Below are 25,662 nucleotides of genomic sequence, written 5' to 3' on the forward strand. Positions count from 1 at the left end.
AAGCTGTTATGCTTGCGGCGGCTCAACCACGGCGATGGTGAGCCACGTGGCGGTCAGTGCTGGCTTCACCATATTCTCGACTTCGAGCGTCACATCGTAATGATTGACCACGCGGCCTGATGGACGGATATCGGCGTTAGCGAGCTTGAAGCGGGCACGCACACGCGCGCCGGTTTTCACTGGCGACATGAAGCGGACTTTGTCGAAGCCATAATTGATGCCCATCGTGGCACCTTCCAGCATCGGCAGCGCTTCAAATGCCAGTGTCGAAAGCAGCGACAACGTCAGAAAGCCATGAGCAATCGTGCCGCCGAAAGGCGTTTCCTTGATTGCGCGCTCCGGATCAACATGAATGAACTGATGATCGTCCGTCGCATCCGCGAACTGATTAATCATCGCCTGTGTGACTTCACGCCACTCGGAGCATCCAATTTCCGTACCGATTGCTTCGCGCAACTGGTCGAGCGTAATTGCGTCTTTCATGCCATGAAACTTTCTGCTGAACTGATACTCTTTTGTTATCCATTAAAGCATTTGAGCCAAAAGTGCGAAGCGGTTTTGCGTGGGATAATGCGTAAAAACAAATAATTAGAGGGCTCCAACGACTCGATCTTAACTGGAACCGCTCTAATCACAAGACGGCAAGGTCGCCGATTAGGCAGCGACCAGTATTTCACGTGCAATATCATCCCAGTGCGAGAAAACGCGGTTTGCGCCCTTTGATGATAGCTTTTCGGTATGACCTTCATAAGTATGGCCACCGCCCGTATAACCAAAAGCAGTCATGCCAGCAGCAACAGCTCCCTCAATGCCAAAAGGCGAGTCTTCAATCACCACGCAGCGCGCTGGATCAATGCCCATCTTGTCTGCGGCAAACAGGAAGAGATCCGGCGCAGGCTTGCCGCGCTTGACCATGCTGGAAGAATAGACCGCTTCTCCAAAATATTGGTTGATCCCCGTCTTCTCCAGACTGAATGCAATCCGCTCCGGCTGCGAAGACGAGGCAACGCAACGCTTATGCGGCAGAACCTTAAGAAAATCTGCAATGCCCACGGCAGGCTGCAAGTGTTCGGCAAACAGGATTTTCGTCTCAGGCCAAAACTGACTGGTCGCCTCTTCCGGCAAACGATGACCCGTCAGATCGGCAATCATGTCCATAATATCTGCCTGCTTCATGCCAATCCCCTTGGCTACAGTGCCTTGCGGCAGTGCCATACCGTGATTGGCATAAACCTGCTCGAATGCACGGCAAGATAGTGGTTCGCTATCGACGAGCACGCCGTCGCAATCAAAGATAACGAGGTCGAAGGGGGATAGATTACTCATGAAGGCTCCGATGGAGTAGGTATGTGGAATGCGTATTTTGTCGCGCCGATTTGAGGTGCGCGCTTGCCACTGTTGATATAGAGACTGTTCGTCAATTGCGCATCTATAACAGTATAAGCGTGACAAAATTATCGCGGAATAGATAGTGAAAGCATTTGAGCCATCAGGACGTGAGCTTTTTGCGTCAGATAATGCGTAAAGACAAAAAGTGAGACGCGGTTCCAACGATTCAGTCTTAACTGGAGCCGCTTTAAAAAATTGCGGAGACTCTCATGACAACGAATGTGGCACTGGTTGGATTGGCGCGCGACCTTCAGGCACGCGCTGAAACAGGGAAACCAATCCGCATAGGTCTTATCGGTGCTGGCGAGATGGGCACCGATATTGTCACGCAAGTTGCCCGCATGCCTGGCATTGAAGTCGGCGCGCTATCTGCGCGACGCCTGCCTAACACTTTCAAAGCCGTGCGCACCGCTTATGGCGATGAAGACAACGCACAAGAAGCAAATACTGAGAGTGCCATGACCCGCGCCATTGAGGGCGGCAAGATTGCAGTTACTGGCGACAACGATCTGATTCTCACCAATCCGCTGATCGACGTCATTATCGATGCAACCGGCATTCCCGAAGTGGGTGCTGAAACCGGTATCAAGGCGATTGAAAACGGCAAGCATCTTGTGATGATGAATGTCGAAGCCGATGTCACCATCGGCCCTTATCTTAAAGCACAAGCAGATAAACACGGCGTGATTTATTCGCTGGGAGCAGGTGACGAACCTTCCTCCTGCATGGAACTGATCGAATTCGTCTCGGCGCTTGGCTACGAAGTCGTTTCCGCAGGCAAGGGCAAGAACAACCCGCTCAATTTTGATGCCATCCCTGACGACTATCAGGAAGAAGCCGACCGTCGGAACATGAATGTCCGCCTGCTGGTCGAATTCATTGATGGTTCAAAAACCATGGTCGAGATGGCAGCCATTGCCAATGCAACTGGCCTTGTTCCTGATATTGCCGGGATGCACGGACCGCGTGCAGCAATCGATCAGTTAAGCAGCACGCTTATCCCACAAGCCGATGGTGGCGTGCTGACAAAAAGCGGTGTCGTCGATTATTCTATCGGCAAAGGCGTTTCACCCGGCGTCTTTGTTGTGGCTAAGATGGACCACCCTCGCCTCAATGAGCGGCTGGAAGATCTGAAAATCGGTAAAGGCCCCTACTTCACCTTCCACCGCCCTTATCACCTTACGTCGCTTGAAGTGCCACTGACAGTCGCGCGCGCCGTTCTGTACGGCAAATCCGATATGGTGCCGTTGCCAAAGCCGGTAGCGGAAGTCTGCGCGGTCGCAAAGAAAGACTTGCAGCCGGGCGATCATCTCGATGCCATCGGTCAATATTGCTATCGTTCGTGGATCATGACGACACCGGAAGCACGCAGTGCCAAGGCCATTCCTTGCGGCTTGCTGCAAAACGGCACCGTCACTGCACCAATCAAAAAGGGTGAACTCATCACCTATGCCAACGCAGCACCACAGCCCGGCTCCAAGATTGCCGAGCTGCGTGCGTTGCAGGACAAGATGATCTACGGTTGATCGAAAATTACCAGCACAAACAAAAACGGCGGCTCGAAGCCGCCGTTTTTGTTTCTTGCCAGAACACCCCGGCCTTATGAGATTCGGGGAAATGGCGCGCCGAAAATGGTGGGGTTTGAGAACCGGAGCGGAGTGTACTTAAAGTACATGAGCACCGGAAGCGCAGAACCATGTCATTTGCAGGCCGCCAGAACCCGAATATCAAAGGCCTAGTGATCCAAAGCCTTCACAATACTCTCCACCATCTTCTTCGCGTCAGCAAAGAGCATCATGGTGTTGTCGCGGAAGAACAGCTCGTTTTCCACGCCCGCATAGCCTGAGCCCATGCCGCGCTTGATGAACAGAACCGTGCCAGCTTTGTCGACATCAAGGATCGGCATACCGAAAATCGGCGATTGCGGATCGGTCTTCGCTGCCGGATTGGTCACGTCATTCGCACCAATCACGAAGGCAACATCAGCCGTCGCAAATTCCGAATTGATGTCTTCAAGTTCGAACACTTCATCGTAAGGCACATTGGCTTCAGCCAGCAACACGTTCATATGGCCAGGCATACGACCGGCAACAGGGTGGATTGCGTATTTCACTTCCACGCCTTCGGCCTTCAGCTTATCGGCCATTTCACGCAGCGCGTGCTGTGCCTGTGCTACCGCCATACCGTAACCCGGCACGATGATAACCTTCGATGCATTCTTCATGATGAAAGCCGCATCGTCAGCCGAGCCCTGCTTGACCGGGCGTTGTTCGACCTCGCCATTACCGCCGGCAGCAGAAGTGTCGCCACCAAAGCCGCCGAGAATAACCGAGATGAACGAACGGTTCATGCCCTTACACATGATGTAAGACAGGATCGCACCGGACGAACCAACCAGCGCACCAGTGATGATCAGCGCCAGATTGCCTAACGTAAAACCGATACCTGCCGCAGCCCAGCCCGAATAGGAGTTGAGCATGGAGACGACAACCGGCATATCCGCGCCGCCAATTGGCACGATGATCAACACACCGAAGACAAGCGATAGGACAACGATCAACCAGAATACGAAATGGCTTTCGGTGTTCACCAGAACGGCGATCAGCAAAACAATCGCAATTGCGAGTGCTGCATTGATCAGGTGGCGTCCGGGCAGCATGATCGGCTTGCCCGACATACGACCGTCGAGCTTAAGAAAGGCTATGATCGAGCCAGTAAAGGTAATCGCGCCAATAGCAACGCCAAGCGACATCTCAATCAGAGCCTGAGCGTGGATCTGGCCCACTTCACCAATGTCAAAGGAATGCGGCGAGTAAATCGCAGCAGCCGCAACGAGAACCGCCGCAAGACCGATCAGCGAGTGAAAGGCCGCAACGAGCTGCGGCATCGCCGTCATGGCAATACGACGCGCAATCACCGCGCCAATACCGCCACCAATACCGATACCAAGAAGGATCAGGACCAGACCGCCGAAGCTTGGGCGGGCCAGCAACAATGTCGTAACAATAGCAATGGCCATACCAACCATGCCGAACGTGTTGCCCTGACGGCTGGTCGTGGGATGTGACAAACCACGCAGCGCCAGAATAAACAGCACGCCCGAGACGAGATAAAGAAAGGCTGCAACATTAATGCTCATGATGGTTCAGCCTCACTTTTCTTTTTTCTTGTACATGGCAAGCATGCGCTGGGTGACGAGGAAGCCACCAAAAATATTCACGCTCGCAAGAATCAGCGCAATGAAACCAAAGCCAGTGGCCCAGCCCGAAAGCGACAGGCCAACCGCAAGCAGTGCACCGACAACAATGACGGATGAAATAGCGTTGGTGACGGCCATAAGCGGGGTGTGGAGCGCAGGTGTCACCTGCCAGACGACGTAATATCCGACGAAGATCGACAGGATAAAGATCGCAAAGCGGAAAACAAACGGATCGACCACACCACCCGTTGCGGCATGTGCTGCAGCCGCCGCTGCATCCCCAAGACCAGCGGTGTTTTCGGCTGCCTGTCTTACGGCATCTGCCGCTTGATTGAGGCTCTCGAGAGCTTTTTCAAGTGCTGTATCGGCCATTATGCCTCTCCTCCATCAGCGGAAGTTTTTGCGGCTTTTGCGGGAGCTTTTTTGGTTGTCTTGCGAGCAGGTTTTACAGCAGCAGGTGCCGCTTCTGCTTTCACAGCCGCTGGCTTTGTCTTGGGTGCTGCTTTCGGCTTTGCGACTGTTTCGGCCTCAACCACGGGGACCACGTCAACCTTGGCAAAAGCCGGATGCACGACCTTGCCCTGATGGGTAAGAAGCGTTGCCTTTACCAGCTCTTCTTCTGGATCGAGTTTGAGAAGCTTGGCTTCCTTGTCGACAAGTGTTTCAAGGAACGCATAAAGATTACGCGCATAAAGTTGCGAGGCAGTCGCTGCGATCCGGCCCGGTACATTGAGATGCCCGACAATCTTTACACCATTCACCTCGGCAACCTGACCAGCAATTGCACCCTCAACGTTGCCGCCGCGCTCAACCGCCAGATCGATCAGCACCGAACCCGGACGCATGGCCGCAACCATTTCCTTGGTCACAAGTCGCGGAGCCGGACGGCCGGGAATGAGTGCTGTGGTAATGACTATATCCTGCTTGGCAATATGGTCGGCAACGAGTGCAGCCTGTTTTGCCTGATATTCCTTCGACATTTCCTTGGCGTAACCGCCTGATGTTTCAGCCGCCTTGAACTCGTCATCCTCGACAGCGATGAATTTCGCACCAAGGGAAGCCACCTGCTCTTTGGCAGCCGGACGCACGTCGGTTGCGGTTACGACAGCACCAAGACGACGTGCGGTCGCAATAGCCTGCAAGCCTGCAACACCCGCACCCATGACAAAAACGCGCGCCGCAGGAACAGTGCCCGCTGCCGTCATCATCATCGGCATGGCGCGATCATAGGTTGAGGACGCGTCAATGACCGCCTGATAACCCGCGAGATTGGCCTGTGATGACAAAACGTCCATCACCTGCGCACGCGTAATACGTGGCATGAATTCCATGGTGAATGCGGAAATTCCAGCCTTGCCCAATGCTGCGACGGCATCTTCGTGACCATAAGGATCAAGCATCGCAAAGAGAGCCGCGCCCGATTTATATCCTTTGAGTTCCGCGTCGTTTGGACGGCGTACTTTGAGGATCACATCTGCCGTTTTGGCATCTGTCGCAGTTCCTATACGCGCCCCGGCACCAGAAAATTCGGTATCGATGATACGCGATTTTTCGCCTGCGCCTTTTTCCACCACGACATCAAAGCCAAGAGCAATGAATTTCTTCACCGTCTCGGCGGATGCCGCAACGCGGGTCTCGTTGGGATCACTCTCTTTCGGAATGAATATAGTCTGGGCCAACTGGTTTCCCTTTCGTGGCTTGATCCGACCTTGCGGGCGGGCACAATTCAGAACCTCAGGGAAGAGGCTCCATCAAAGTTCATTCGAGGCGTTTCGACCTCATTGATTGAGATCGGCGGTCTCAACATTTTGTTCTCGCGCGCATCTTTTCCGAAAACCGTTTCACAATTTTCGAGATGCGCTCAAAGTAGACGACATGCATAAAGCCCCGGCACGGTGCGGGCGGCACCAATACCAAGGCATTCGATCAAATCGTACGGATTATTGCTGGTTTAAGTCCTTAGAGAAGGAACCAGGCAGCAACGCAGATAAGAAGGAAAAGAACGGTCGCGGAGAAGAAACCACCCGCGAAGAAGCCGAACGCCATGGCAGCCAGAAGCGCAACGAGTGCTACTGTGCCCCATTTAAATACGATCGTGAAACCCGCATAAGTTTTCTCATGCTCAGGATAATCCATCGACGCGCCAAGTTCAGCTGGGGCTGTATTGTGATGTTCTGCCATGTTTAGTTCCACCCATTGAGATATTTTGACTATTCTTAGCCAGAATATCCGCAATCTTCAACGCGCATGCAACCTTTACCGGAGTTAGCCTCTGGCTTTCCTACCCGGCTGTTTGTCGCAGCGCCCCTCCATTCCGCAAGTGGCCGCTTAGTGCGGCTCCTCCACCTAACTAGCGGCAATTTTCAAAAAGTGCTACATCTAAATATTTAGAGCAACTTTCAAAAAGATTTAAAAGATCAGTCGTAAGGATCGTGCGTTTGCACATTTTCCGCATCAATTGATGTTACACACCCAGACCCGTATATTTGGCGGTCGGCAAGATGGTCAGCGGTCCCACGCCATTTACAAGATTGCCAAACATGGCGCGACGTTCATGCGGCTGCGACTTGAAAAAAGGAAATCGAACAGCAACCGCGTCACGAATATTGCGGATAGGCGCGGCACCGAGGCCAACCCTGATCCCATAACCTTCATGCTCACGCGCTTCAGCCATAACCGTTGTACCAAAAATGCGCTTGTAGAACGCCATATGCTCTGGCTTGACTGAAGCAAGACATTGATCAGCTTCGAAATATTCGGAAGCCATCGCGGCAATGCGAAGCGTGACATAAGGAATGGCCGGATATTCGCTCAGCAGCTCAGGATCTGCTGCAAATCGTGTGGGATCGACAAAGCTCATGCCGCTGTTCAGCAACGGATCAAGAATATCAGGAAAAAGTGCGTAGCTTGTGCCGCGGCGATGATCTGGCGTGATGTGGTGAACTCGCAACGTACTGACCAACTGCCCATCAATGTGGATACCATAGACAAAGGCATGGCTATCGCGATCAATGTCATCGACGATTGATGGCACTTCCGCTTCATGCATCACATTGCGTGTACGATAGGATCGATAGCGCAACCGACCGATCTCTTCGAGATCTTCCGCTTGAACAACACGACGATATTCTACCCGATCCAGAAACTGCAAGAGCTGCCGCGCGAAATTGGATAGCGGCGGTTGCCCGCCGGAGACAGCTTCATTGGTCATTCAAATTGTATCCGCACCCATCAAATCAGCGCGCAGAATAAGATGCTTTATGAGCGTGTAAAGGTATAACTTGGAGTTTTTCTCACACGTCGGTGAAAGATAAACTTCTTACCCAGCAAAGTGACGCTATCGTGAGGCCTAACTTGTGACATGGGGACGGTGAATAGCTGCCTGTAGCGCACCCCGAAAAGTGTGAAACGGTTTTCGGACCAAGATGCGCGTTAAAATGTGTAGAGCGTCGACCTGATAATCAGATCGACGCTCTACACAGCCATTCACCTTGTCCTTGATCAAAGCTAGAACATGTCTCCTAAAAGGTGCCCGTCCGGTGATCTGATTTTGGAAAGCGGCTTCTATATAGCAAGTTACGTCACAGATGATTCATTTGTGACGTAACGAGGTATGAATGTCGAAGTATGAGATCCTAACGGGAGCCGAACGACAACGCCGATGGTCCACCGAGCTGAAGCTTTCGATATTGCACGAAGCGTTCGGCACGGATGGCAGTGTTTCGGCTGTGGCGCGTCGACATGGTATTCTTCCCCAACAGATCTATGCCTGGCGAAACAAGTTCTCTCTCCCCAAGCCAGAGGTTCCGGATGCTTCTTCGTTTGTGCCGGTTTCTGTTATCGGGTCGTTGGGAGGCCCCGCCGACGGTTGCGCGAGGAGTAGTCTTCGGTCGCGGTCCGGAGACGTTGAGATTGTTCTGAGGAATGGCCGGATACTCAGAATTGTAGGGGAGATAGATCTTGAGATGCTGTCGTCCTTGGTCGCTTGTGTGGAGGTGGCATGATCGGGCCTTCTGGGAATGTACGGGTCTATTTGGCCTGCGGAGTAACCGACATGCGGCGCGGAATTGATGGTCTGTCAGCATTGGTCGAAGCGATCACCAGGGAGGCACCGGGGTCTGGTGCGATCTTCGGGTTCCGGGGCAAACGCGCGGATCGGATTAAGCTTTTATGGTGGGATGGCCAGGGGTTCTGTTTGTTCTACAAGATTTTGGAGCGCGGATACTTTCCCTGGCCGACGGCTAAAGAGGGCGCGGCGCATCTGACTCAGGCTCAGCTTTCCATGCTTGTCGAAGGTATCGACTGGCGTCGACCGGCATGGACTTCCGCTCCTGGTCGCACGGGTTAAAAGCTATATTTTACAAGGGCGAACGTGGAAAAATTCTAGCGCTTCCGGCGCAAATCAGCTATGTTTTGGGGCATGAAAACAACGCCGCCAAACAATCAGGACGAGCTATCAGCACTGCGTGCGCTCGTCGCTGAACAGGCGGCGAAGCTCAGCGAGAAAGAAGCTGAAGTCGGCAAGCGTGACACCATTATCGACCTTTTACGCGCCCAGTTGGATCTGCTCCGCCATCGACAGCACGGCGCTTCTTCTGAGAAGATAGACCGAAAGATCGAGCAATTCGAATTGATGCTGGAGGAGATCGAAGCATCCCGCACTGAGTCTGATATGCGCTCTGGAAAGAACCCTTTACCGGAGCTGGACGATGCATCCGAGAAGCCAAAGCGCAGACCATTGCCAGATGACCTTCCAATCCAGGAGGTGGTCTATACGGCTCCCTGCAATTGTCCGACCTGTGGGGGCATGTCGTTTCTGAAGGCCGCCGATAAGGTGGTTCAGGTGATGGAGCACGTGCCGGCATCTGTGAAGATTGTCCGCCATGTCGAAAAGCGAATGATCTGCAAAGACTGCGATACAACAGTGTCTGGCAAAATACCGACTCTGCCAATCGAGCGCGGTAAGCCTGGACCAGGGTTGCTCGCTCATATCATGGTCGCCAAGTTCGATGATCATATTCCGCTCTACCGTCTGTCCGAGATGCACGACCGACTGGGAGTAGACATCTCCCGCTCCGTCATGGCCGATTGGGTCGGTCGCGTCTCCATTCTGCTTACGCCGCTCATTTTACTGATCAGGGGCCATATCGCGGCGGTCGACCGGATACATACGGATGATACCCCGGTCGATGTTCTCGATCCCGGGAGGGGAAAGACCAAAACAGGCAGGGTCTGGGTCTATGTCTTCGATGGCCGTGGTTATCAGGATACCAATCCCGCAGCTATCGCCTACTATTATAGTCCTGATCGCAAGGGTGCGCATCCGGCTGACCATCTCGCTAACTTCAGCGGCGTGATGCATGCCGATGGCTATGGTGGTTATAAGAAGCTTTACGGCAATCAGATCATTGAGGCGGCCTGCATGGCGCATGTGCGTCGCAAGTTCCATGATGTGATCAAGCTCAAGCCATCACCTATTGCCGAGGAGGCGCTGTCACGCATCGGTGCGCTTTATGATATCGAGGATCGTATCCGCGGCATGCTGCCCGGTGAGCGCCGCACACTGCGCCAGCAACACGCCAAACCCATTCTGGCGGACCTGAAGGCGTGGATCGAAGATACGCAGCAGACATTGCCGCAAAAACAGAAGCTTGCCGAAGCGATGCGATACGCGCTGTCGCGATGGACAGCATTGAGCGTTTACATCGATGATGGCCGTGTCGAAATCGACAACAACATCGCCGAGCGTGCCATGCGTCCGCTTGGAATTGGACGAAAAAACTGGCTCTTCGCCGGATCAGACAAGGGCGGCGAGCGTATCGCCAGTATCCTGACTATCATCGAAACAGCCAAACTTCATGGGCACAATCCAGAGGCCTATCTGACAGACGTCCTGACCAGGATCCAGGATCACCCCAAGGATCGGCTTGAGGAGCTCCTGCCGTGGCATTGGACGTCAGCAAAAGACCTGCATGAGGCTGCATGATGGCACGTTCGAGGATTATCTATACGCTTAAAGAGGTCTCTGACATGATCGGCGAAAACCTCGAGCTGCTCGACGAAGTTACTGCCAACTCGGACAATATTGCCGAGGGCGAATTGGTTTATATCCGCGACGGAAGCGAATACGGTACCATGGGCCTTACCGGAGACGGTGTAGAGGGACTCCAGGAGCTTCTTGCAGACATACGGACGTGGGATGGCGGAATCCGCCAATTCCTCATTGAGGAAAAATGTGATCCTGAAGTGATGGAACGCATCATGGAGGACGAGCTAAACCGCAACACATAGTCAGCATATCCAGCAAAGAAAAAATGCTTTCGCCGGACGCTTACCCTAAAAGTGGGAACCGGTTTTGGGAGACATGCGTAAAAACAAATAGTGAGACGCATTTCTAACGATTCATCTTAAACAGGAAATGCTCTAGATCGCGTTGGCCAAAGATTGAAACATGTTGATTGTTTCTTCTTTCACTGCCTGACCATCGACATTGAAATTTGCATAAGCCGACGTTTTAACGATCACCACGCGTTTGGCGGGATTAACGTAGATGAATTGCCCGTAAATCCCCACGCCACAAAAGTCGCCTTGAGGCTCTGCGGGAATCCACCACTGATAGCCGTAGCCATAAGCCGTCTTCCCCGAGGGCATTTCCCGTCCAGGCATCAAGTATGGCTCATCAGGCGTTACGGAATCATGGACCCACTGGGCAGGCACAATCTGCTCACCGCGATAATTGCGCCCTTCATTCATGTAGAGCAGCCCAAAGCGGGCATAATCGCGAAGAACAGCATTCAAGCCACCCGCAGCGACAACCTCGCCTTTTGAATCAGCCAGCCAGTATGCGTCAGCTTCTGCTCCGAGTTTTGACCAAAGCCTATCGCCGAAATATTGCTGAATCGGCACGCCCGTCGCCCCTTCGAGAACCAGAGCCAGAACCTGCGTATCAGCAGAAACATATTGATTGACGGTTCCCTGTGGCACCGCATTTTTCAAATGAGCGGTGAAATCAACAACCGAGCCTGTCAGCATCTGCACGATGTAACGCACAATATCTGAATTCAGATCGCCGTAATTCTCGTTGAAGCCAATACCTGACGACATTTGCAGAACGTTTTTGACAGTAACGCCCTTATAGCCACCCTCTTTGAGCACCGGCGCATAATGATCGACCGTCTCGTCCAGCTTGATCTGTCCATCATGAACAGCATTGCCGATCAGAAAGGAAACAAAGGATTTTGAAAGAGACATCGCAATGGATTGCGTTTTCTCGGTGTTACCGCGCGCATATTCTTCATGGACGATCACGCCGTCTTTGAGAACGATAAATCCTGTCGTATCTGTCCGGTCGAGAAAATCAGAAAGTTTGCGCGTTTCGCCTTTGTAGACATAAGTCTCGGGCAATGCCCGCTCGGCTTTTGGCAGAGGACTAACATCATTCGTATGTGGGATGCGGATTGACGAGTAGCGCTTGTAAAGATTGCGAAAATTCTCATCAATCACATCGGGCTTAAACACCTGAGCGTACTCATACACCGCCCAATACTCATGTATTTTTTTCCAAAAGAATGCCGCTCCAATACCTAGAACAATTATAATGCATATAACTACATATAATAGATAACGTAAAAACCGCTTCATTCCTTCCCCTTTATTAAATTTTACTTATAAGTAATTAGCGAATTAAATACGCCATTCAATGATAGATGAATATCTTCATCTTTATTGCTTTAAAGAAAATAGCTAAAATTTGCCAATATGAAATAGGGTACATCGCCGATACACAGTTCGTTTTACAGGATCGAGCACTTGCTTATGCAAACACTACTGCATCGGCCCAAAAACCCGTTGAGGTTTTTGAAAAGCACGATGCTTAGTAAATAAAGTAATGCGACTTTTGTGCACCCAAGACGGCGCACAGCGCTCTATCCGACGAAACTGCGCCCACTTTCATGAGGCACGACTGCCTTGGCCGAAGAGGATCTAATTTCTACCGCAGGAACAGGTTTACCTAAGAGATAACCCTGCACCAGATCAGCACCCGCTGCCACACGTATTAGTGCCAGTTGCTCTTCCGTTTCAACGCCCTCAACCGTAACGGCAAGCCCAAGCTCATGCGAAAGCTGGGTCACACCTCGTAACAACATCAGCGAACGGCGGTCAGTGGTGATGTCATGCACAAAAGACCGATCAACCTTGACCTTGGTCAACGGCAAACTGTTGAGATAGCTGAGGCTTGAATAGCCGGTGCCGAAATCATCCAGTGCAATATTGATCCCTGCATTCTTAAGACGCTGGAGAACCAGCGAGGTCTGGTTACGGTCTGCGATGATCGCACTTTCCGTCACTTCGACCTCAAGCTGCCTGGCTGGAAGTCCTGATTTCTGCAGTGCATTGGCAATGTCACGGGTGATATCACTGTTCTTCAAATCGATAGCCGACAGATTGACAGAAACCCCAATCCGGTCACCCCATGTGCTGCAGTCTAAGCAAGCTTGCTCGAGCATAAATCGCGTAATCTGCGAAATGATACCTATTTCTTCTGCAAGTGGAATGAATTCCGCCGGAGGCACATGCCCAAGCTCCGAGTGCTCCCAACGTGCCAGTGCTTCATAGGCCACGACGCGTAGTGACTGCGCGCTGACAATCGGCTGATAAACAACCTTGATCTCGCGATTTTCAATAGCCAAACGCAGATCAGCCTTCAATTTCTGCCGCCCGCGATATTTGGTATCCATGGCACTCACAAAAAGCGCCCATTGCTTACCTTCTTCGCCCTTGGCTTCATACAGCGCCAAATCAGCATTCATATGCATGCTGCCGACGTCGCTTTTCTCAATCGTCTCGGTAGCGACACCAGCACTGATTTCAATATGAACCTGATCGCCGTTAAGATCATAAACGCCGCTTGCAACCGAAATGACGTGGTCCATGACGGAAGCCACTTCATCTTCGCCGCGAAGATTGAAAACAAAAATAACGAACTCGTCACCACCAAATCGCGAGGCAACATAACGTTGCGGGTCAAGCGAATTGAGCCGCTCTGCAAAAAGCCGCAGGAATACGTCGCCAACATGATGTCCAAGCGTATCGTTGACATGCTTGAAATGGTTGATGTCGATGACGATCAGCGCCGCAAGTGTATCGGGCTCCTGATGTGCACGAAGAGAACGCACCATCGTTTCGAAGTAAGTACGGTTCGGCAGCCCGGTCAAACCGTCAAAACGAGCCATATGCTGAATGCGCGCTTCGGATTCGACCCTCTGCGTCACATCTTCAAACATCAGCACCACACCCGCATTGGATGTCTGATTACCGATACATTCAATATAGCGATTATCCGCCAGTTGCAGAATGTCGCGCGCTTTGCGTCCCGACAATAAGTCCTGCATGCGGGTACGAATATTGATCAGATCATTATGCGGAAACAGGCCCTGCTTGGCGCAATAACGTAACAACACCTCCAACCTGCGACCACGCAATTTGGTGTGCTCGGCGATCTTTAGCAACGCCTTGGTCTTGTGATTGATAACGGCAATGCGCTGCTGCGCATCGAACATCAGCAGTCCTTGCGGCATATTGTTCAACGCCGCATCGAAACGTCCGGCCACGATGGACAATCGCCGCTTGCCCATCACCGCTGCGAAAAGGAATTCGCGAAGGCCGTTGGCCATCTGGATATTGGACAGAAAATAAGGGATCAGCAGCAAGCCAATGACGACATGAAACGGCGTTCCCGCGAGGATCAAGCCAGCCAGAACCGGAATAAGCGTGCAAGCCGACATCAAGATCACGGCTTTTGCCGACGCATAATTGCGCCCAACAATTGATACAACCGATGCTAGCAAAATGGTCAGGCTTGCGAGTTCAGCGAATGAATCACGTAACACGTAGCTCGAGAAAAAGCAGAGCATTCCAAGCGTTGCGCAAACCAAGGAGGCACCGACCAGATAGCGGGCTTCCCATTTATCCAAATCCGCATGGGACAGGCTGCCAAACTTCGCCTGATCAAATTTATGCATGTCATAGAGGCGACCGAGCGCCACAACCGTAAAAAAGCTGGCAAATCCCAGAAAGTGCCAGTCAGCCGTTTTTACATAGATGACGACACACGCCACAACGTGGGCGAGCAAACCAAACCATAAAGTTGTGCGATTGCCGTAAAGCGCACGCAGAAACGATAGCCGCACATCGGCAGGTATCTCAGGTTGAAGGCTTCGCCACATCTCGTTGATTGTACCCCTTTCATAGGGGGTAATATGCCACCAATCACTTAAAAATACCTTTCGTAAAACTAAACCACAAGCTGTTATTACAACTACCATAAGATGTAATCAGATTATTATTAAGCAAACAACGATCGGTACAACCTGGACGCAATAATACAACTCTAAGATCTCATGGCGCAGCTTTCAGTTTATTTGCAACACGCCGAAACCCATGCGCTGCGCAGGATCTATCGACTATTATGAAGTTAAAAGCCACCGTAACGACACGCAAAGACTGAATACAATGCCAAACCGGGCACTTCTTTTAGTGAAAAACTCAGTTCATAGATCAAATTGCGGAGAAACCACCGGAAGATCGTCGCGAGACGTCAAATATGATGGCCACCATCAACAGTAATCACAGACCCGGTCATGTAACGGCTCGCATCTGACGCCAGCATTAGGACAACGCCATCTAGATCCTGCATTTCTCCGAGACGCCGCATTGGATTGCGTCCCTTGAAATATCCGCCGGCAGGACCGGACAGCTGGCTTTCATTGATTCGCGTCGGAAACCAGCCCGGGGCGATGGCATTGACCCGGATATCGTGCGATGCCCACTCAAGCGCCAGCGCACGCGTCATTTGTGTTACACAGGCCTTGGACATCGCATAGGCAGCCGTTCCCTTCTGAGGGCGCTCAGCAAGAATACTTGTCGTATTTACGATGGCGCCACTTTGGCTGCGCTCGATCATCCGGCGTGCCACTTCCTGCGCGGTAAAAAAAGAGCCCCCAACATTCACGTCGAAGATATGCTCAAGCATGTCGCGGGTTGTATCAAGCGCACGTGCCACGTGGGCGACACCTGCATTGTTAAACAACACGTTGATTGGTCCCAGACGCTGTTCCGCATCATCGAATGCGGTTTTGATTTCATCGGGATTGGTCACATCTGCCATCAGTTCCAGCACTTCTCCACCTGAGGGGCAGAGTATTGCTCCTTCATGACTGCGTGATATCGAGATAACACGCGCACCATGGCGCGCTAACACGCGCACCATATGCAAACCCAAACCGGAAGAGCCTCCGGTCACGGCAATCACTTTGCCTGCGACAGAGAAAGTCTGATCGTCAGCCATTTATCCCCCCGACTGCCAATTTCCTTTATATATTTAGAGCAACATCACGTTTATGTGAACCCAATAACCACCTGAAAACTCGCTCGGTTAATAGAGTACACAGAACGTAGCGATATGTTGCGAAGCTGTGATCAGCTTCACGATTGCACGGGTTGGTACGGCGCTTTACATATGCACAAACAACATCCCTTTGCTGGATTGCAATCAACCATGCCCAAATCTATTCGCCCTCTTATTGCTGTGCCCACAGACGTAAAGCCGTTTGAAAATTACACTTGGCACGCAGCACCCGAGCAATATCTCGCAGCTGCAATTGATGTCGCAGAGGTCACGCCTCTTCTTGTTCCAAGCTTCGGCGAGAAAATGGATACCGACACGATTTTAGATGGCGTGGATGGTCTGCTCGTCACTGGTTCAAAATCGAACGTCAATCCAAAACTATACGGCGTGGAACCGAGCGCGGCCTTTGAGCCATATGATAATGCGCGCGACGCAACATCGCTGCCACTGATCCGCGCAGCCATTGAAAAGGGCGTCCCGGTCTTAGCGATTTGCCGAGGCCTGCAGGAATTAAATGTCGCCTTGGGCGGCACGCTGGCCACCGAAATTCAGGAACTCGAAGGACGGATGGATCACCGTGCGCCAGTATCTGACAGTCAGGCCGAACGCTTCGCAATTCAGCATCCGGTGAAAATCGCACCAAATTCCTGTCTGGCTGAAATTTTGAAATCCGATAGTGTGAAGGTCAATTCTGTTCACCGTCAGGCAATCGACAGACTGGCTCCGGAACTTGAAATTGAAGCAATGGCAGAGGATGGTACGGTCGAAGCTGTTTCCGTGAAAAACGCCAAAGGTTTCATCGTAGGCGTACAGTGGCACCCGGAATATTGGGTAAAGACTGACGGCCCGTCACAGAAAATCTTCAAAGCCTTTGGCGAAGCGGTGCGCCAACACAAGGCCCAGCGCACAGCCTGAAATCAGAGCGCCAGTTTCAATGAATGAGACTGGCGCTTTATCTTACTTGTTCTTGACGTGAATGGTTTCAGGCACGGGCGTTAGTGCTTCCCCCTTGTCGAACCATGAAATCAGGTTGTCGATCACAAGATCGGCCATGCCCTGACGGGTTTTCTCGGATGCAGAACCAATATGCGGCAGCAATACCGTATTAGGCGCATCAAGCAGCGCCTGTGGCACATTGGGCTCATCGGCGAAGACATCAAGTCCAGCGGCAGCAATCGTGCCATTCGTCAAAGCCGCTGCAAGCGCACCTTCATCAACGACCGAACCACGACCGATATTGACCAGAACACCTTCTGAACCGAGCGCCTTCAGCACTTCTGTATTGACTGCCTTGGCAGTCTCAGCGCCACCCGGCGCGACCAGAATGAGTGTATCAACCGCTTGGGCGAGCTCAAGCAGGCTTGGATAATAATCGTAAGCCACATCATCAGCCTTGCGACGATTGTGATAGGCAATCGGCAGACCGAAGGCTTCAACGCGATGTGCGACAGCCTTGCCAATACGTCCAAGCCCAAAAATACCGACCTTACGACCCCGCAGCGATAGTTTGGAAAGCGGGTAACGGCCTTCCTTCACCCAGTTTCCCGCGCGGAGAAACTCCTGCGACTTTGACAACTCGCGAACAGTGTCGATTAACAGACCGATCGTCGTATCGGCAACTTCTTCGGTCAGCACATCCGGCGTATTCGTGACCATGACATTCTTGGTCGCGGCATGCTTTGCATCGACTGCGTCATAACCGACGCCGAAATTGCCAATGATCTCGAGGTTTGGCAATGCGTCGATCAATGAGGCATTGACCGTCGACATGCTTGCTACACCTTTGACGTCTTCCGCCCAGCTTGCATCGACCAGTGTTGCATCCCCCTTAGGAATGCGTTTGACCTTGAACTCCCCCGAGAGCCTCTGCACGGCATAATCGTTGAAATTACCGAGCACCAGAATGGTCGCTTCACGTTGGGTCATGGCAGCTTCCTTAAGTTCAAGCAGAATTCATCGGACCAGAGGACCTAGCCCGGTTATGGGGAAATCAGGCGTGTTTCGGTTTTGAAGTGGACTGCCGGATATGCAATTCCGGTTTGATGAGTTCCTGGTTCGACGAAACTTCAACCCCGTTCAGCTGATCAAGAAGCGCACGCGCAGCACGGCGGCCGACTTCACGCTGGCCATTCCAGACCGTTGTGAGTGCAGGCGTTGCTATCGCCGCTTCTTCGAGATCATCATAACCCGTGACAGAAATATCTTCACCCGGCACGAGGCCTGCACGTGAAATACCGTTCATCAGACCGATAGCGGTCAAATCGTTCCAGCACACAGCCGCTGTCGGCTTATCTTTCAATGCGAGAAATTGCGGCGCAACTTCAAAGCCGCCCTGCTTAGTACGTGGACCCGAAATGCGCCATTCCGGGTTCACTTCAAATCCGGCCTTATCCATAGCCTGCACATAACCACGATAACGATCGCGGCCAGTCGAGGTCTGGTCCGTACCGCCGATCATGGCAATGCGTGTGTGGCCCAGCGAGATAAGATGGTTGGTCGCAAGCCCGATACCATAGGCATCGTCGCCGCGGAAAACCGGCGCATGAACACCTTCGACACTACGTGCGATCAACACGACCGGCAGACCATTATCTTCCGCGAGCTGAATATCTTCCGGCGGCGTGCCAATGGCTGGTGACATGATCACGCCATCCGCACCAAGTTGCAGCAGCGTATCCATAAAGGTGCGCTGCTTTTCCAGCTGGTCGTAATGGTTGGAAAGAATAAAGGTCTGACGCGAACGATCAAGTTCCGTTTCAATCGACCGCAAAATTTCGGCGAAGAACGGATTCATGATGTCATGCACAACAACGCCTACGATCCCGGAACGGGATGTCCGCAGGCTCGCCGCCCTCCGGTTATAGATATAACCGATGGTCCGGGCATGTTCCTTGATTTTTTCACGCGTCTGGTCGGCGACAAGCGGACTGTCGCGCAATGCCAGCGAAACGGTGGCCGTCGAAACACCAAGCGCGTCTGCGATGGTCGAAAGCTTGATTTTCTGAGCCAAGTCGCCTCCCCGAAATGGTCTTGCCACAGTCGAAACAGGATGGCATCGGCCAGACAATCAGAGGAGCGGCCATCCCATCTTGCAGATGGTTATGCCATTGCAATCATTGAATTGAAAGTTTTTTCAGCGCGGCTTAGCGACCATGCACTTATTCCACATCATCGTCATCAACAACTTCCTTGTCCAACTCGTCGGTAAGGCGTGCTGCACCGCGCGCGACCAGGTTGCTTTCCATGCGCCCAAGCATCTTCAGAAAAGCCTTGCGTTCCTTCTTGTCGAGGCCTTTCAGCATGTCTTTTTCAGTCTTGCGAATGGCCTTCTCAATGACCTTGATTGCTTCGAGCCCCTGCGGTGTCAGATAGACATGTGACTGACGCTGGTCCGTTTCCGAAGCGCGCTTGACGACAAAACCCTGACTTTGCAGGCGCGTGATGGTTTTGGTGATAGTCGGAGGGCGCACCCCCAACCGCTGAGCCAGCACACCCGGAGGCAGGCCATCTTCTGAGGCGAGCTGCAGCATAACCGCATCCTGGCCAGCATAGAGCCCAAGCTCCAGAAGACGTGTTGCCAACACTGTACGCGTCAGACGCGCTACAGATTGCAGCCGGTACAGCATGACCGCCTTATTGTCCTTACTCATCGCCACCTCGCCCTTGTTGCGACTTTAGTTTGTCGCTGGATCGACATTGTCACACATATTTATAAAGTAAAATATTGTCCGACTTATGAAATAACAAACATCTATCCAGTAAATATGACTGTAATTATCAATTTGGTGAAAATCGTATGACGCTACAGCATAATTCCTTAAACTTGAATCAGTTTAAGGAATTATGCTGTAAATATAAAGTGTTAGAGCGACCTTTGTGCGCCCAAGAGCGCGCACGGCGCTCTAGCAATGGCTACACACTCTTTTGCTATGTGCGATTTTGACTATTCCACCTCGATGAAACTCTTCTTGGTCTAACAAAGTAAGGACTTAGAGCATGTCTCCCCAAAGTGGGAACCGATTTTGGAATGAAGACATACGTAAAAACAAATAGATAGAGCATTTCTAACGATTCGTCTTAAACAAGAAATGCTCTAGGTTGCGGTCGTAGTCCTCTGGCGTTAGGCTTTGCATTTAGAGCGCATCCCGAAAAGTGGGGACCGGCTTTCGGTCAAATGCGCATCAAGACAATATTTTAGAGCACCCATCTGATTCAATCAGATCGAACCGTGCACTAATTGAAATAGGATGAGGGAAACATGACAAACCTGCGCGACCAGAACAGTGACATGATCGTCGTCCTGCCACTTGGCGCTCACGAACAACATGGCCCCCACCTGCCATTTGAAACAGATACAATCATCGCAGAAGGCATCGTCGCGCGTGTAAACGAAGCCCTGCCAGCTAGTATGAATGTCAACTTTCTGCCTGCCCAACCCATTGGCTATTCCATTGAGCACATGGATACAGAAGGCACCCAGAGCCTCGCATTTTCAGAAGCCGTCAATCAATGGATCGGCATGGGTGAAAACCTTCATGCCGGCGGCATCCGCAAACTGGTGATGCTCAATGCCCACGGCGGCAACGCGCCGCTGATGACCATTGTCGCAACCGAACTGCGCACACGCCTCGACATGCTGGCCGTGGCCACAAGCTGGACCCGTTTCGGTCTGCCGGAGGGGTTAATTACACCGGAAGAAAAATCGCTCGATATTCATGGCGGCTTTGTCGAAACATCGGTGATGCTGGCCCTGCGACCTGATCTCGTCGACATGTCAAAAGCCGGAAGCTTTTCCAATGCGCAATCGGAATTCGCGAAACAATTCAAACATTTACGTGCCTATGGTCCGCATGCTTTCGGCTGGAAAATGCATGATTTGAATGCGGAAGGCGTTGCGGGGAATGCAAGTGCTGCCACAGCAGAAGCTGGCGAAAAAATCCTCACGCACGCCGTGGCAGGCTTTATCGAGCTTCTCCGCGATGTAGATCAGTTTGATCTGGCACGCTTTGCACCCAAGCAATTGGCGAGAACGTGATTGGTCCCCATGTAATAATATAGCATTGCATATAGCATTCACGAGTGCCTTCCCTTATATGAATAACCCGATCTGAAGCCTTGATGGCGCATGTTTGTGCGCGCACCAAAAGGCAGCAACTTCAAGAGGCATGAACAATGAGCCAGGCTGAAGCCCATACTGAGGACAAGTCTATTGCAGACGCTGGCACAGAAGCTGGCCGCATTCCCGTTACCGTTCTGACCGGATATCTGGGCTCGGGTAAAACGACGCTTCTCAACCGCATCCTCACCGAAAATCACGGCAAGCGTTATGCTGTCATCGTCAACGAATTTGGCGAGATCGGCATCGATAACGATCTGATCGTCGAATCGGACGAAGAAATCTACGAAATGAACAATGGCTGCATCTGCTGCACCGTGCGCGGAGACTTGATCCGCGTGGTGCAGGGCCTGATGCGCCGTCCCGGTCGCTTCGACGCCATCATCGTCGAAACCACGGGCCTTGCCGATCCGGTTCCCGTCGCGCAGACGTTCTTCATGGATGATGATGTGCGCGCCAAGACCGGCCTTGATGCGGTCGTCGCACTCGTTGATGCAAAGCACCTTCCGCTGCGCCTCAAAGATAGCCGCGAAGCTGAAGACCAGATCGCATTTGCCGATGTGGTTCTGATCAACAAAACCGACCTCGTGACACCTGAAGAACTGGCCGTGATCGAAGCGACTGTGCGCGCCATCAATCCGCATGCCATCATTCACCGCACCGAACGCGCTTCGATCCCGCTTGAGCGCGTCCTCGATCGCGGTGCTTTCGACTTGAAGCGCGCGCTTGAGACCGATCCTCACTTCCTTGATCACGATCACCCGGACCATGTTTGCGGCCCTGATTGCGACCACGATCACGGACATGATCATCACCATCATCATGGACACGACCACCACCATGATCATGATCATACCTGCGGCCCCGACTGCAATCATGATCACGGGCATGACCATCGGCACGATCACAAACACGACCACGGACATGATCATCATCATGCGTCGCCGATCCATGACGTGACGGTGACATCCGTTTCGCTTCGTGCTGGTGAAATCGATCCGGCAAAGTTCTTTCCATGGATACAGAATATCACCCAGACACAGGGTCCGAACATTCTGCGTCTCAAGGGTATCATCGCGTTCAAGGACGATCCGGACCGCTACGTGGTTCAGGGTGTTCACATGATCATCGAAGGCGATCATCAACGCGCATGGAAGCCGGAAGAAAAGCATGAAAGCCGCCTTGTCTTCATCGGACGCGAGCTTAATGCGGCCGAACTCAAAGTCGGTTTTGAAAACTGCCAATCCCAGTAAAATTGGCAAAGTAAAATTGCCAAAGTAAAATTGGACGCTGATGCCTACAGTTGCCCCGCTCGACCTTGATGGTCATTGCCTCTATGCCCGCTTTATAAGCGGCGTTCCCTTCTTTGCTCTGGCCGATGGAACCATCCATCGGCTGGACAATGGCCACCAAACCAGCACAGCTCATGACGGCCTTCTAAGCGCAACATTGACTGTAGACGGCAAGGCGTTGGTAACCGGCGGCGAAGATGGTCGCGTTTGCCACACTGCTTCGGACGGAACCGTCACCGAATTGGCCAAAGTTCCTCGCAAGTGGATGACTGCGGTCGCAAGCGGCCCTGGCGGAACCGTTGGGTTTGCCTCCGGGCGCACCGCGTGGGTTCGTACGTCCAACGGTAAAGTGCAGGAATTTCCACAGGAACGCAGTGTCGAAGGCGTAGCCTTTGCGCCCAAGGGGCAGCGTCTCGCAATCGCGCGCTACAACGGCGCAACCCTGATATGGACCGGCACCGAAGCAAAGCCTGTGGAGCTGGAGTGGAAAGGCGCGCACATTGGCGTCATTTTCTCGCCTGACGGTCGCTTTCTAATTACCTCGATGCAAGAAAATGCGCTGCACGGCTGGCGTCTGGAAGACACCAAGCACATGCGCATGACGGGCTATCCCGCAAAGGTCAAGGATTGGTCCTGGAGCGTTAAGGCCAAGTGGCTGGCGACCTCCGGTGCACCGGCCGCAATCGTCTGGCCATTTGCTGGCAAAGATGGCCCGATGGGCAAAGCGCCGCTCGAATTGGGGTTGCGTGCCGACAGCATGGTAACATCCGTTGCCTGCCATCCAGTCGAAGATATCACCGCTATTGGTTATAATGACGGCATGGTTCTTCTTGTGCGCTTCTCGGACCAGAAGGAAGTTCTTCTGCGTCGTCCGGGCAAGGGTGCAATTTCCAGCATGGGCTGGGACGACCAAGGCAGTCGTTTGGCCTTTGGCTCAGAAACAGGTGACTGCGGCGTCATCGACATGACATCAGTCTGATAAGTTAAAACGTTTGAGCCAAAAAGTGGGAAGCGGTTTTGCGTAGGGGTAATGCGCAAAAAAGTTACAGTGGCTGCAAGGATTCAATCTTAACTGGAATCGCTGTAATCAAAAAAAGCCCCGGGCAATCCGGGGCTTTTTTGTATTTGTGATTATTTCGCTTTCATCGTGACGGTTGGTCCGCCATCTGGTCCAAGCGATGCAACCCACTGGCTAATTGCAGCCGCGTCTTTTTCACCCAGCATATGATCAGCCTCAATTGTACGGGCATCTACCTTTGCACCGCCAGAGCGCAACAAGGCCGACAAGGCTGGGGCGAAAGGCGAATAAAGCTTGTCTTCCTGACCTGTAATCGTCAACACGCGGGCTTTGCCAAGATTGGCAACCGACACATTGTCCAGCACCGGCATGGAGCGCATCAGCACCGCGCGCTTCACCAGATCGGGGTGCAACATCATGGTTGCGGCCAGCAAATTGGCACCGTTGGAATAACCAACAAAAGTTGCGTGTGAGAGGTCGAGTTCTTTTTCTTCAGCCAAGCGCGTCAAAGACGTCACGAATGCATTGGCTTCAAGCTTCACATCCTTCTGGTCGAACTTGACAGGTGTAATGCGCTTGTACCAGCGCGTACCGCCATCCTGCATCACACGGCCACGAATACCCAGCAGCGTTGCACGCGGCCAAATTTTAGACGCCAGTGGCACGAGGCTCGCTTCATTGCCGCCCGAACCATGCAGGAGAACAATCAGCTCGTTGGAAGCGTTTTCAGGCTTATAGAAGCGATAAATGAACCGCTTGCTGCGCGAAAAATTCTGTTCAGGGGTTGTTTCTACGTCCATCTTTTTTTCGCGCATTGTTACGCCCTCACCCAGCTGGGGAGTGCCTGTTTCATCTTTCATTGAGGCAGAAATGCCGTTCAATGCCATGCCCTGAGCCTTGCTCACGACCTTCACAGGCGTAGGCTGGCCTTCCGCAAATGCGGTGCTTGTTGTTGCTGCGAGCGCCATCATAATGGCGGCTATAAACGTCTTCTTTACCATAAGCTCAACTTGCCACTGATATGTTAACGAAGGTTTTAAGGCAGCTCCACCCGGGTTCTCTATGACCCCTGCCGGCTCGATGAATGTAGTGCTCTTAACAGCAGAGTTTTAGCGAGAATGTGGCGGAATACACGAAAAGTTACGCAATGTTACAATTCTGTTACAGCACCTCAAATCCATCAACAAAGCGTGAGCCACAATGGAGCGGCAAATTTTTCATGATTTTGACGCCTTTAGGCGGAGAAATAGGTTATAATTGCGACGAACGGATTTCAAAACGATGACCAACGTTAAATTTAGCCGCTTCTCGCCTGCCCGACTGACGGATGATCAGGTCACGCCGCGCACATTCTATCTTCGGCGGCGTGAATTCATGGTCGGACTTGGTGCGCTGGCAGCAACAGGGCTTGCCTCTGGTGCGTTTGCAGATCCGCTCAAGGCCAAAGCTTCGTCTTATAAAGTCGATGAAAAGCTGACGCCAAAAGAGGCCGTCACAACCTACAATAATTTCTACGAATTCGGGACCGACAAGAGCGACCCGGCAGCCAATTCGGGCGATTTCAAACCCTTGCCATGGCGCCTGACAGTCGATGGTCTTGTCAAACAGCCGAAGGAATTCGACATCCAGGATCTCATCGCCAAAATGCCGCTAGAAGAACGCATCTATCGCATGCGTTGCGTGGAGGCATGGTCGATGGTCATCCCTTGGATAGGCTTCCCACTGGCAAGCCTGCTGGCCCAGGTCGAGCCACTTGGCTCTGCAAAATACATTGCCTTTACCGGCGTTGTTCGCCCCGAAGAAATGCCTGGCCAAAAAGGGCTATTCCAGGTCCTGAACTGGCCCTATGTCGAAGGCCTCCGTTTAGACGAGGCGATGCATCCGCTCACAATTCTGTCCGTCGGTCTTTATGGCGAAACACTCCCTAACGCCAATGGAGCCCCCGTCCGACTGGTTGTTCCATGGAAATATGGCTTCAAGGGCATCAAATCGATCACCAAAATCAGCTTCGTCGAGAAACAGCCGCCCACATCATGGCAACAGCAAGCTGCCAATGAATATGGCTTCTATGCAAATGTGAACCCGGCAGTCGACCATCCGCGCTGGAGCCAGGCTACTGAACGCAGGATCGGTGAAGGCAGCTTCTTCGGTTCGAGTCGCCGCCCTACCCTGCCTTTCAACGGCTATGCCGAAGAAGTGGCATCGCTCTATGCTGGCATGGACCTGCAGAAGAATTACTGA

The 25,662-nt window shown here is 52.4% G+C and carries 24 protein-coding genes; 10 read left to right on the forward strand and 14 right to left on the reverse strand.

All coding sequences use genetic code 11. The features are described 5' to 3' along the window. Positions 1-6: 6 nt before the first annotated feature. Positions 7-483 (reverse strand): MaoC family dehydratase, encoded by a 477-nt coding sequence (locus CES85_RS18325; RefSeq protein ID WP_095447217.1) that lies wholly within the window; start codon positions 481-483, stop codon positions 7-9. A gap of 171 nt (positions 484-654) precedes the next feature. After that, positions 655-1,326 carry an HAD family hydrolase gene (locus CES85_RS18330; RefSeq protein ID WP_095447218.1) on the reverse strand — a complete coding sequence of 224 codons (672 nt, stop codon included), beginning with the start codon at positions 1,324-1,326 and terminating at the stop codon, positions 655-657. A 272-nt stretch (positions 1,327-1,598) separates the two neighbouring features. On the opposite strand from CES85_RS18330, the gene CES85_RS18335 reads away from it, so the two are divergent. Beyond that, positions 1,599-2,915, forward strand: coding sequence for a 1-deoxy-D-ribulose 5-phosphate reductoisomerase (locus CES85_RS18335; protein WP_095447219.1), 1,317 nt, complete (start codon positions 1,599-1,601; stop codon positions 2,913-2,915). A 209-nt stretch (positions 2,916-3,124) separates the two neighbouring features. Here the strand turns inward: CES85_RS18335 and CES85_RS18340 are convergent, their stop codons facing one another. The 5 genes from CES85_RS18340 to CES85_RS18360 all read right to left on the reverse strand — a co-directional run bounded on the left by CES85_RS18340 (position 3,125) and on the right by CES85_RS18360 (position 7,799). Beyond that, on the reverse strand, positions 3,125-4,528 hold the full coding sequence (locus CES85_RS18340; protein ID WP_095447220.1) for an NAD(P)(+) transhydrogenase (Re/Si-specific) subunit beta: 1,404 nt from the start codon (positions 4,526-4,528) through the stop codon (positions 3,125-3,127). A gap of 12 nt (positions 4,529-4,540) precedes the next feature. Beyond that, the gene (locus CES85_RS18345; RefSeq protein WP_095447221.1) at positions 4,541-4,960 is read right to left on the reverse strand and encodes an NAD(P) transhydrogenase subunit alpha part 2; all 420 of its coding nucleotides are present in this window, start codon (positions 4,958-4,960) and stop codon (positions 4,541-4,543) included. Continuing rightward, on the reverse strand, positions 4,960-6,267 hold the full coding sequence (locus tag CES85_RS18350; RefSeq protein WP_095447222.1) for a Re/Si-specific NAD(P)(+) transhydrogenase subunit alpha: 1,308 nt from the start codon (positions 6,265-6,267) through the stop codon (positions 4,960-4,962). Before CES85_RS18350 ends, CES85_RS18345 begins: the two co-directional genes overlap by 1 nt. 280 nt (positions 6,268-6,547) lie before the next feature. Then, entirely contained in the window at positions 6,548-6,769 is a 222-nt protein-coding gene (locus CES85_RS18355; RefSeq protein ID WP_024899281.1) for an aa3-type cytochrome c oxidase subunit IV, read from the reverse strand. A 283-nt stretch (positions 6,770-7,052) separates the two neighbouring features. Continuing rightward, positions 7,053-7,799: an N-acyl amino acid synthase FeeM domain-containing protein gene (locus tag CES85_RS18360; RefSeq protein ID WP_095447223.1), complete on the reverse strand. Its 747-nt coding sequence runs from the start codon at positions 7,797-7,799 to the stop codon at positions 7,053-7,055. A gap of 406 nt (positions 7,800-8,205) precedes the next feature. Between CES85_RS18360 and tnpA the strand changes: the two genes are divergently transcribed. The 4 genes from tnpA to CES85_RS18380 all read left to right on the forward strand — a co-directional run bounded on the left by tnpA (position 8,206) and on the right by CES85_RS18380 (position 10,879). Continuing rightward, positions 8,206-8,592, forward strand: coding sequence for an IS66-like element accessory protein TnpA (gene tnpA, locus CES85_RS28325; RefSeq protein ID WP_095447224.1), 387 nt, complete (start codon positions 8,206-8,208; stop codon positions 8,590-8,592). Next, on the forward strand, positions 8,589-8,936 hold the full coding sequence (gene tnpB / locus CES85_RS18370) for an IS66 family insertion sequence element accessory protein TnpB (protein WP_095447225.1): 348 nt from the start codon (positions 8,589-8,591) through the stop codon (positions 8,934-8,936). The genes tnpA and tnpB overlap by 4 nt, the downstream gene beginning before the upstream one ends. 72 nt (positions 8,937-9,008) lie before the next feature. Then, a complete protein-coding gene (tnpC, locus tag CES85_RS18375; RefSeq protein ID WP_095447962.1) occupies positions 9,009-10,574 on the forward strand; it encodes an IS66 family transposase in 1,566 nt (521 codons plus the stop codon). Beyond that, positions 10,574-10,879, forward strand: coding sequence for a hypothetical protein (locus CES85_RS18380; RefSeq protein ID WP_095447963.1), 306 nt, complete (start codon positions 10,574-10,576; stop codon positions 10,877-10,879). Before tnpC ends, CES85_RS18380 begins: the two co-directional genes overlap by 1 nt. Before the next feature lie 132 nt (positions 10,880-11,011). Here the strand turns inward: CES85_RS18380 and CES85_RS18385 are convergent, their stop codons facing one another. The 3 genes from CES85_RS18385 to CES85_RS18395 all read right to left on the reverse strand — a co-directional run bounded on the left by CES85_RS18385 (position 11,012) and on the right by CES85_RS18395 (position 15,935). Next, complete coding sequence (locus CES85_RS18385) at positions 11,012-12,229, reverse strand: serine hydrolase domain-containing protein (RefSeq protein ID WP_095447226.1); 1,218 nt, start codon at positions 12,227-12,229, stop codon at positions 11,012-11,014. 284 nt (positions 12,230-12,513) lie between these two features. Beyond that, a complete protein-coding gene (locus CES85_RS18390; protein ID WP_095447227.1) occupies positions 12,514-14,814 on the reverse strand; it encodes a putative bifunctional diguanylate cyclase/phosphodiesterase in 2,301 nt (766 codons plus the stop codon). Between the two features lie 371 nt (positions 14,815-15,185). Further along, the gene (locus tag CES85_RS18395; RefSeq protein WP_095447228.1) at positions 15,186-15,935 is read right to left on the reverse strand and encodes an SDR family NAD(P)-dependent oxidoreductase; all 750 of its coding nucleotides are present in this window, start codon (positions 15,933-15,935) and stop codon (positions 15,186-15,188) included. 210 nt (positions 15,936-16,145) lie between these two features. Between CES85_RS18395 and CES85_RS18400 the strand changes: the two genes are divergently transcribed. Beyond that, complete coding sequence (locus tag CES85_RS18400; protein ID WP_095447229.1) at positions 16,146-16,910, forward strand: gamma-glutamyl-gamma-aminobutyrate hydrolase family protein; 765 nt, start codon at positions 16,146-16,148, stop codon at positions 16,908-16,910. A 42-nt stretch (positions 16,911-16,952) separates the two neighbouring features. Here the strand turns inward: CES85_RS18400 and CES85_RS18405 are convergent, their stop codons facing one another. The 3 genes from CES85_RS18405 to CES85_RS18415 all read right to left on the reverse strand — a co-directional run bounded on the left by CES85_RS18405 (position 16,953) and on the right by CES85_RS18415 (position 19,645). After that, positions 16,953-17,921, reverse strand: coding sequence for a 2-hydroxyacid dehydrogenase (locus tag CES85_RS18405; protein WP_095447230.1), 969 nt, complete (start codon positions 17,919-17,921; stop codon positions 16,953-16,955). Positions 17,922-17,985: 64 nt separating this feature from the next. Continuing rightward, positions 17,986-19,005, reverse strand: coding sequence for a LacI family DNA-binding transcriptional regulator (locus CES85_RS18410; protein WP_095447231.1), 1,020 nt, complete (start codon positions 19,003-19,005; stop codon positions 17,986-17,988). 148 nt (positions 19,006-19,153) lie between these two features. Continuing rightward, on the reverse strand, positions 19,154-19,645 hold the full coding sequence (locus CES85_RS18415; protein ID WP_095447232.1) for a MarR family winged helix-turn-helix transcriptional regulator: 492 nt from the start codon (positions 19,643-19,645) through the stop codon (positions 19,154-19,156). A gap of 608 nt (positions 19,646-20,253) precedes the next feature. On the opposite strand from CES85_RS18415, the gene CES85_RS18420 reads away from it, so the two are divergent. The 3 genes from CES85_RS18420 to CES85_RS18430 all read left to right on the forward strand — a co-directional run bounded on the left by CES85_RS18420 (position 20,254) and on the right by CES85_RS18430 (position 23,382). Continuing rightward, a complete protein-coding gene (locus tag CES85_RS18420) occupies positions 20,254-21,030 on the forward strand; it encodes a creatininase family protein (protein ID WP_095447233.1) in 777 nt (258 codons plus the stop codon). Positions 21,031-21,167: 137 nt separating this feature from the next. After that, complete coding sequence (locus CES85_RS18425) at positions 21,168-22,364, forward strand: CobW family GTP-binding protein (protein WP_095447234.1); 1,197 nt, start codon at positions 21,168-21,170, stop codon at positions 22,362-22,364. 40 nt (positions 22,365-22,404) lie between these two features. Continuing rightward, entirely contained in the window at positions 22,405-23,382 is a 978-nt protein-coding gene (locus tag CES85_RS18430) for a WD40 repeat domain-containing protein (RefSeq protein WP_095447235.1), read from the forward strand. A gap of 152 nt (positions 23,383-23,534) precedes the next feature. Here the strand turns inward: CES85_RS18430 and CES85_RS18435 are convergent, their stop codons facing one another. Then, positions 23,535-24,389, reverse strand: coding sequence for an alpha/beta hydrolase (locus CES85_RS18435; protein ID WP_404901458.1), 855 nt, complete (start codon positions 24,387-24,389; stop codon positions 23,535-23,537). A gap of 313 nt (positions 24,390-24,702) precedes the next feature. Between CES85_RS18435 and msrP the strand changes: the two genes are divergently transcribed. Continuing rightward, entirely contained in the window at positions 24,703-25,662 is a 960-nt protein-coding gene (msrP, locus tag CES85_RS18440) for a protein-methionine-sulfoxide reductase catalytic subunit MsrP (RefSeq protein WP_095447964.1), read from the forward strand.

The organism is Ochrobactrum quorumnocens (assembly GCF_002278035.1).
Taxonomy (GTDB): Bacteria; Pseudomonadota; Alphaproteobacteria; order Rhizobiales; family Rhizobiaceae; genus Brucella; species Brucella quorumnocens.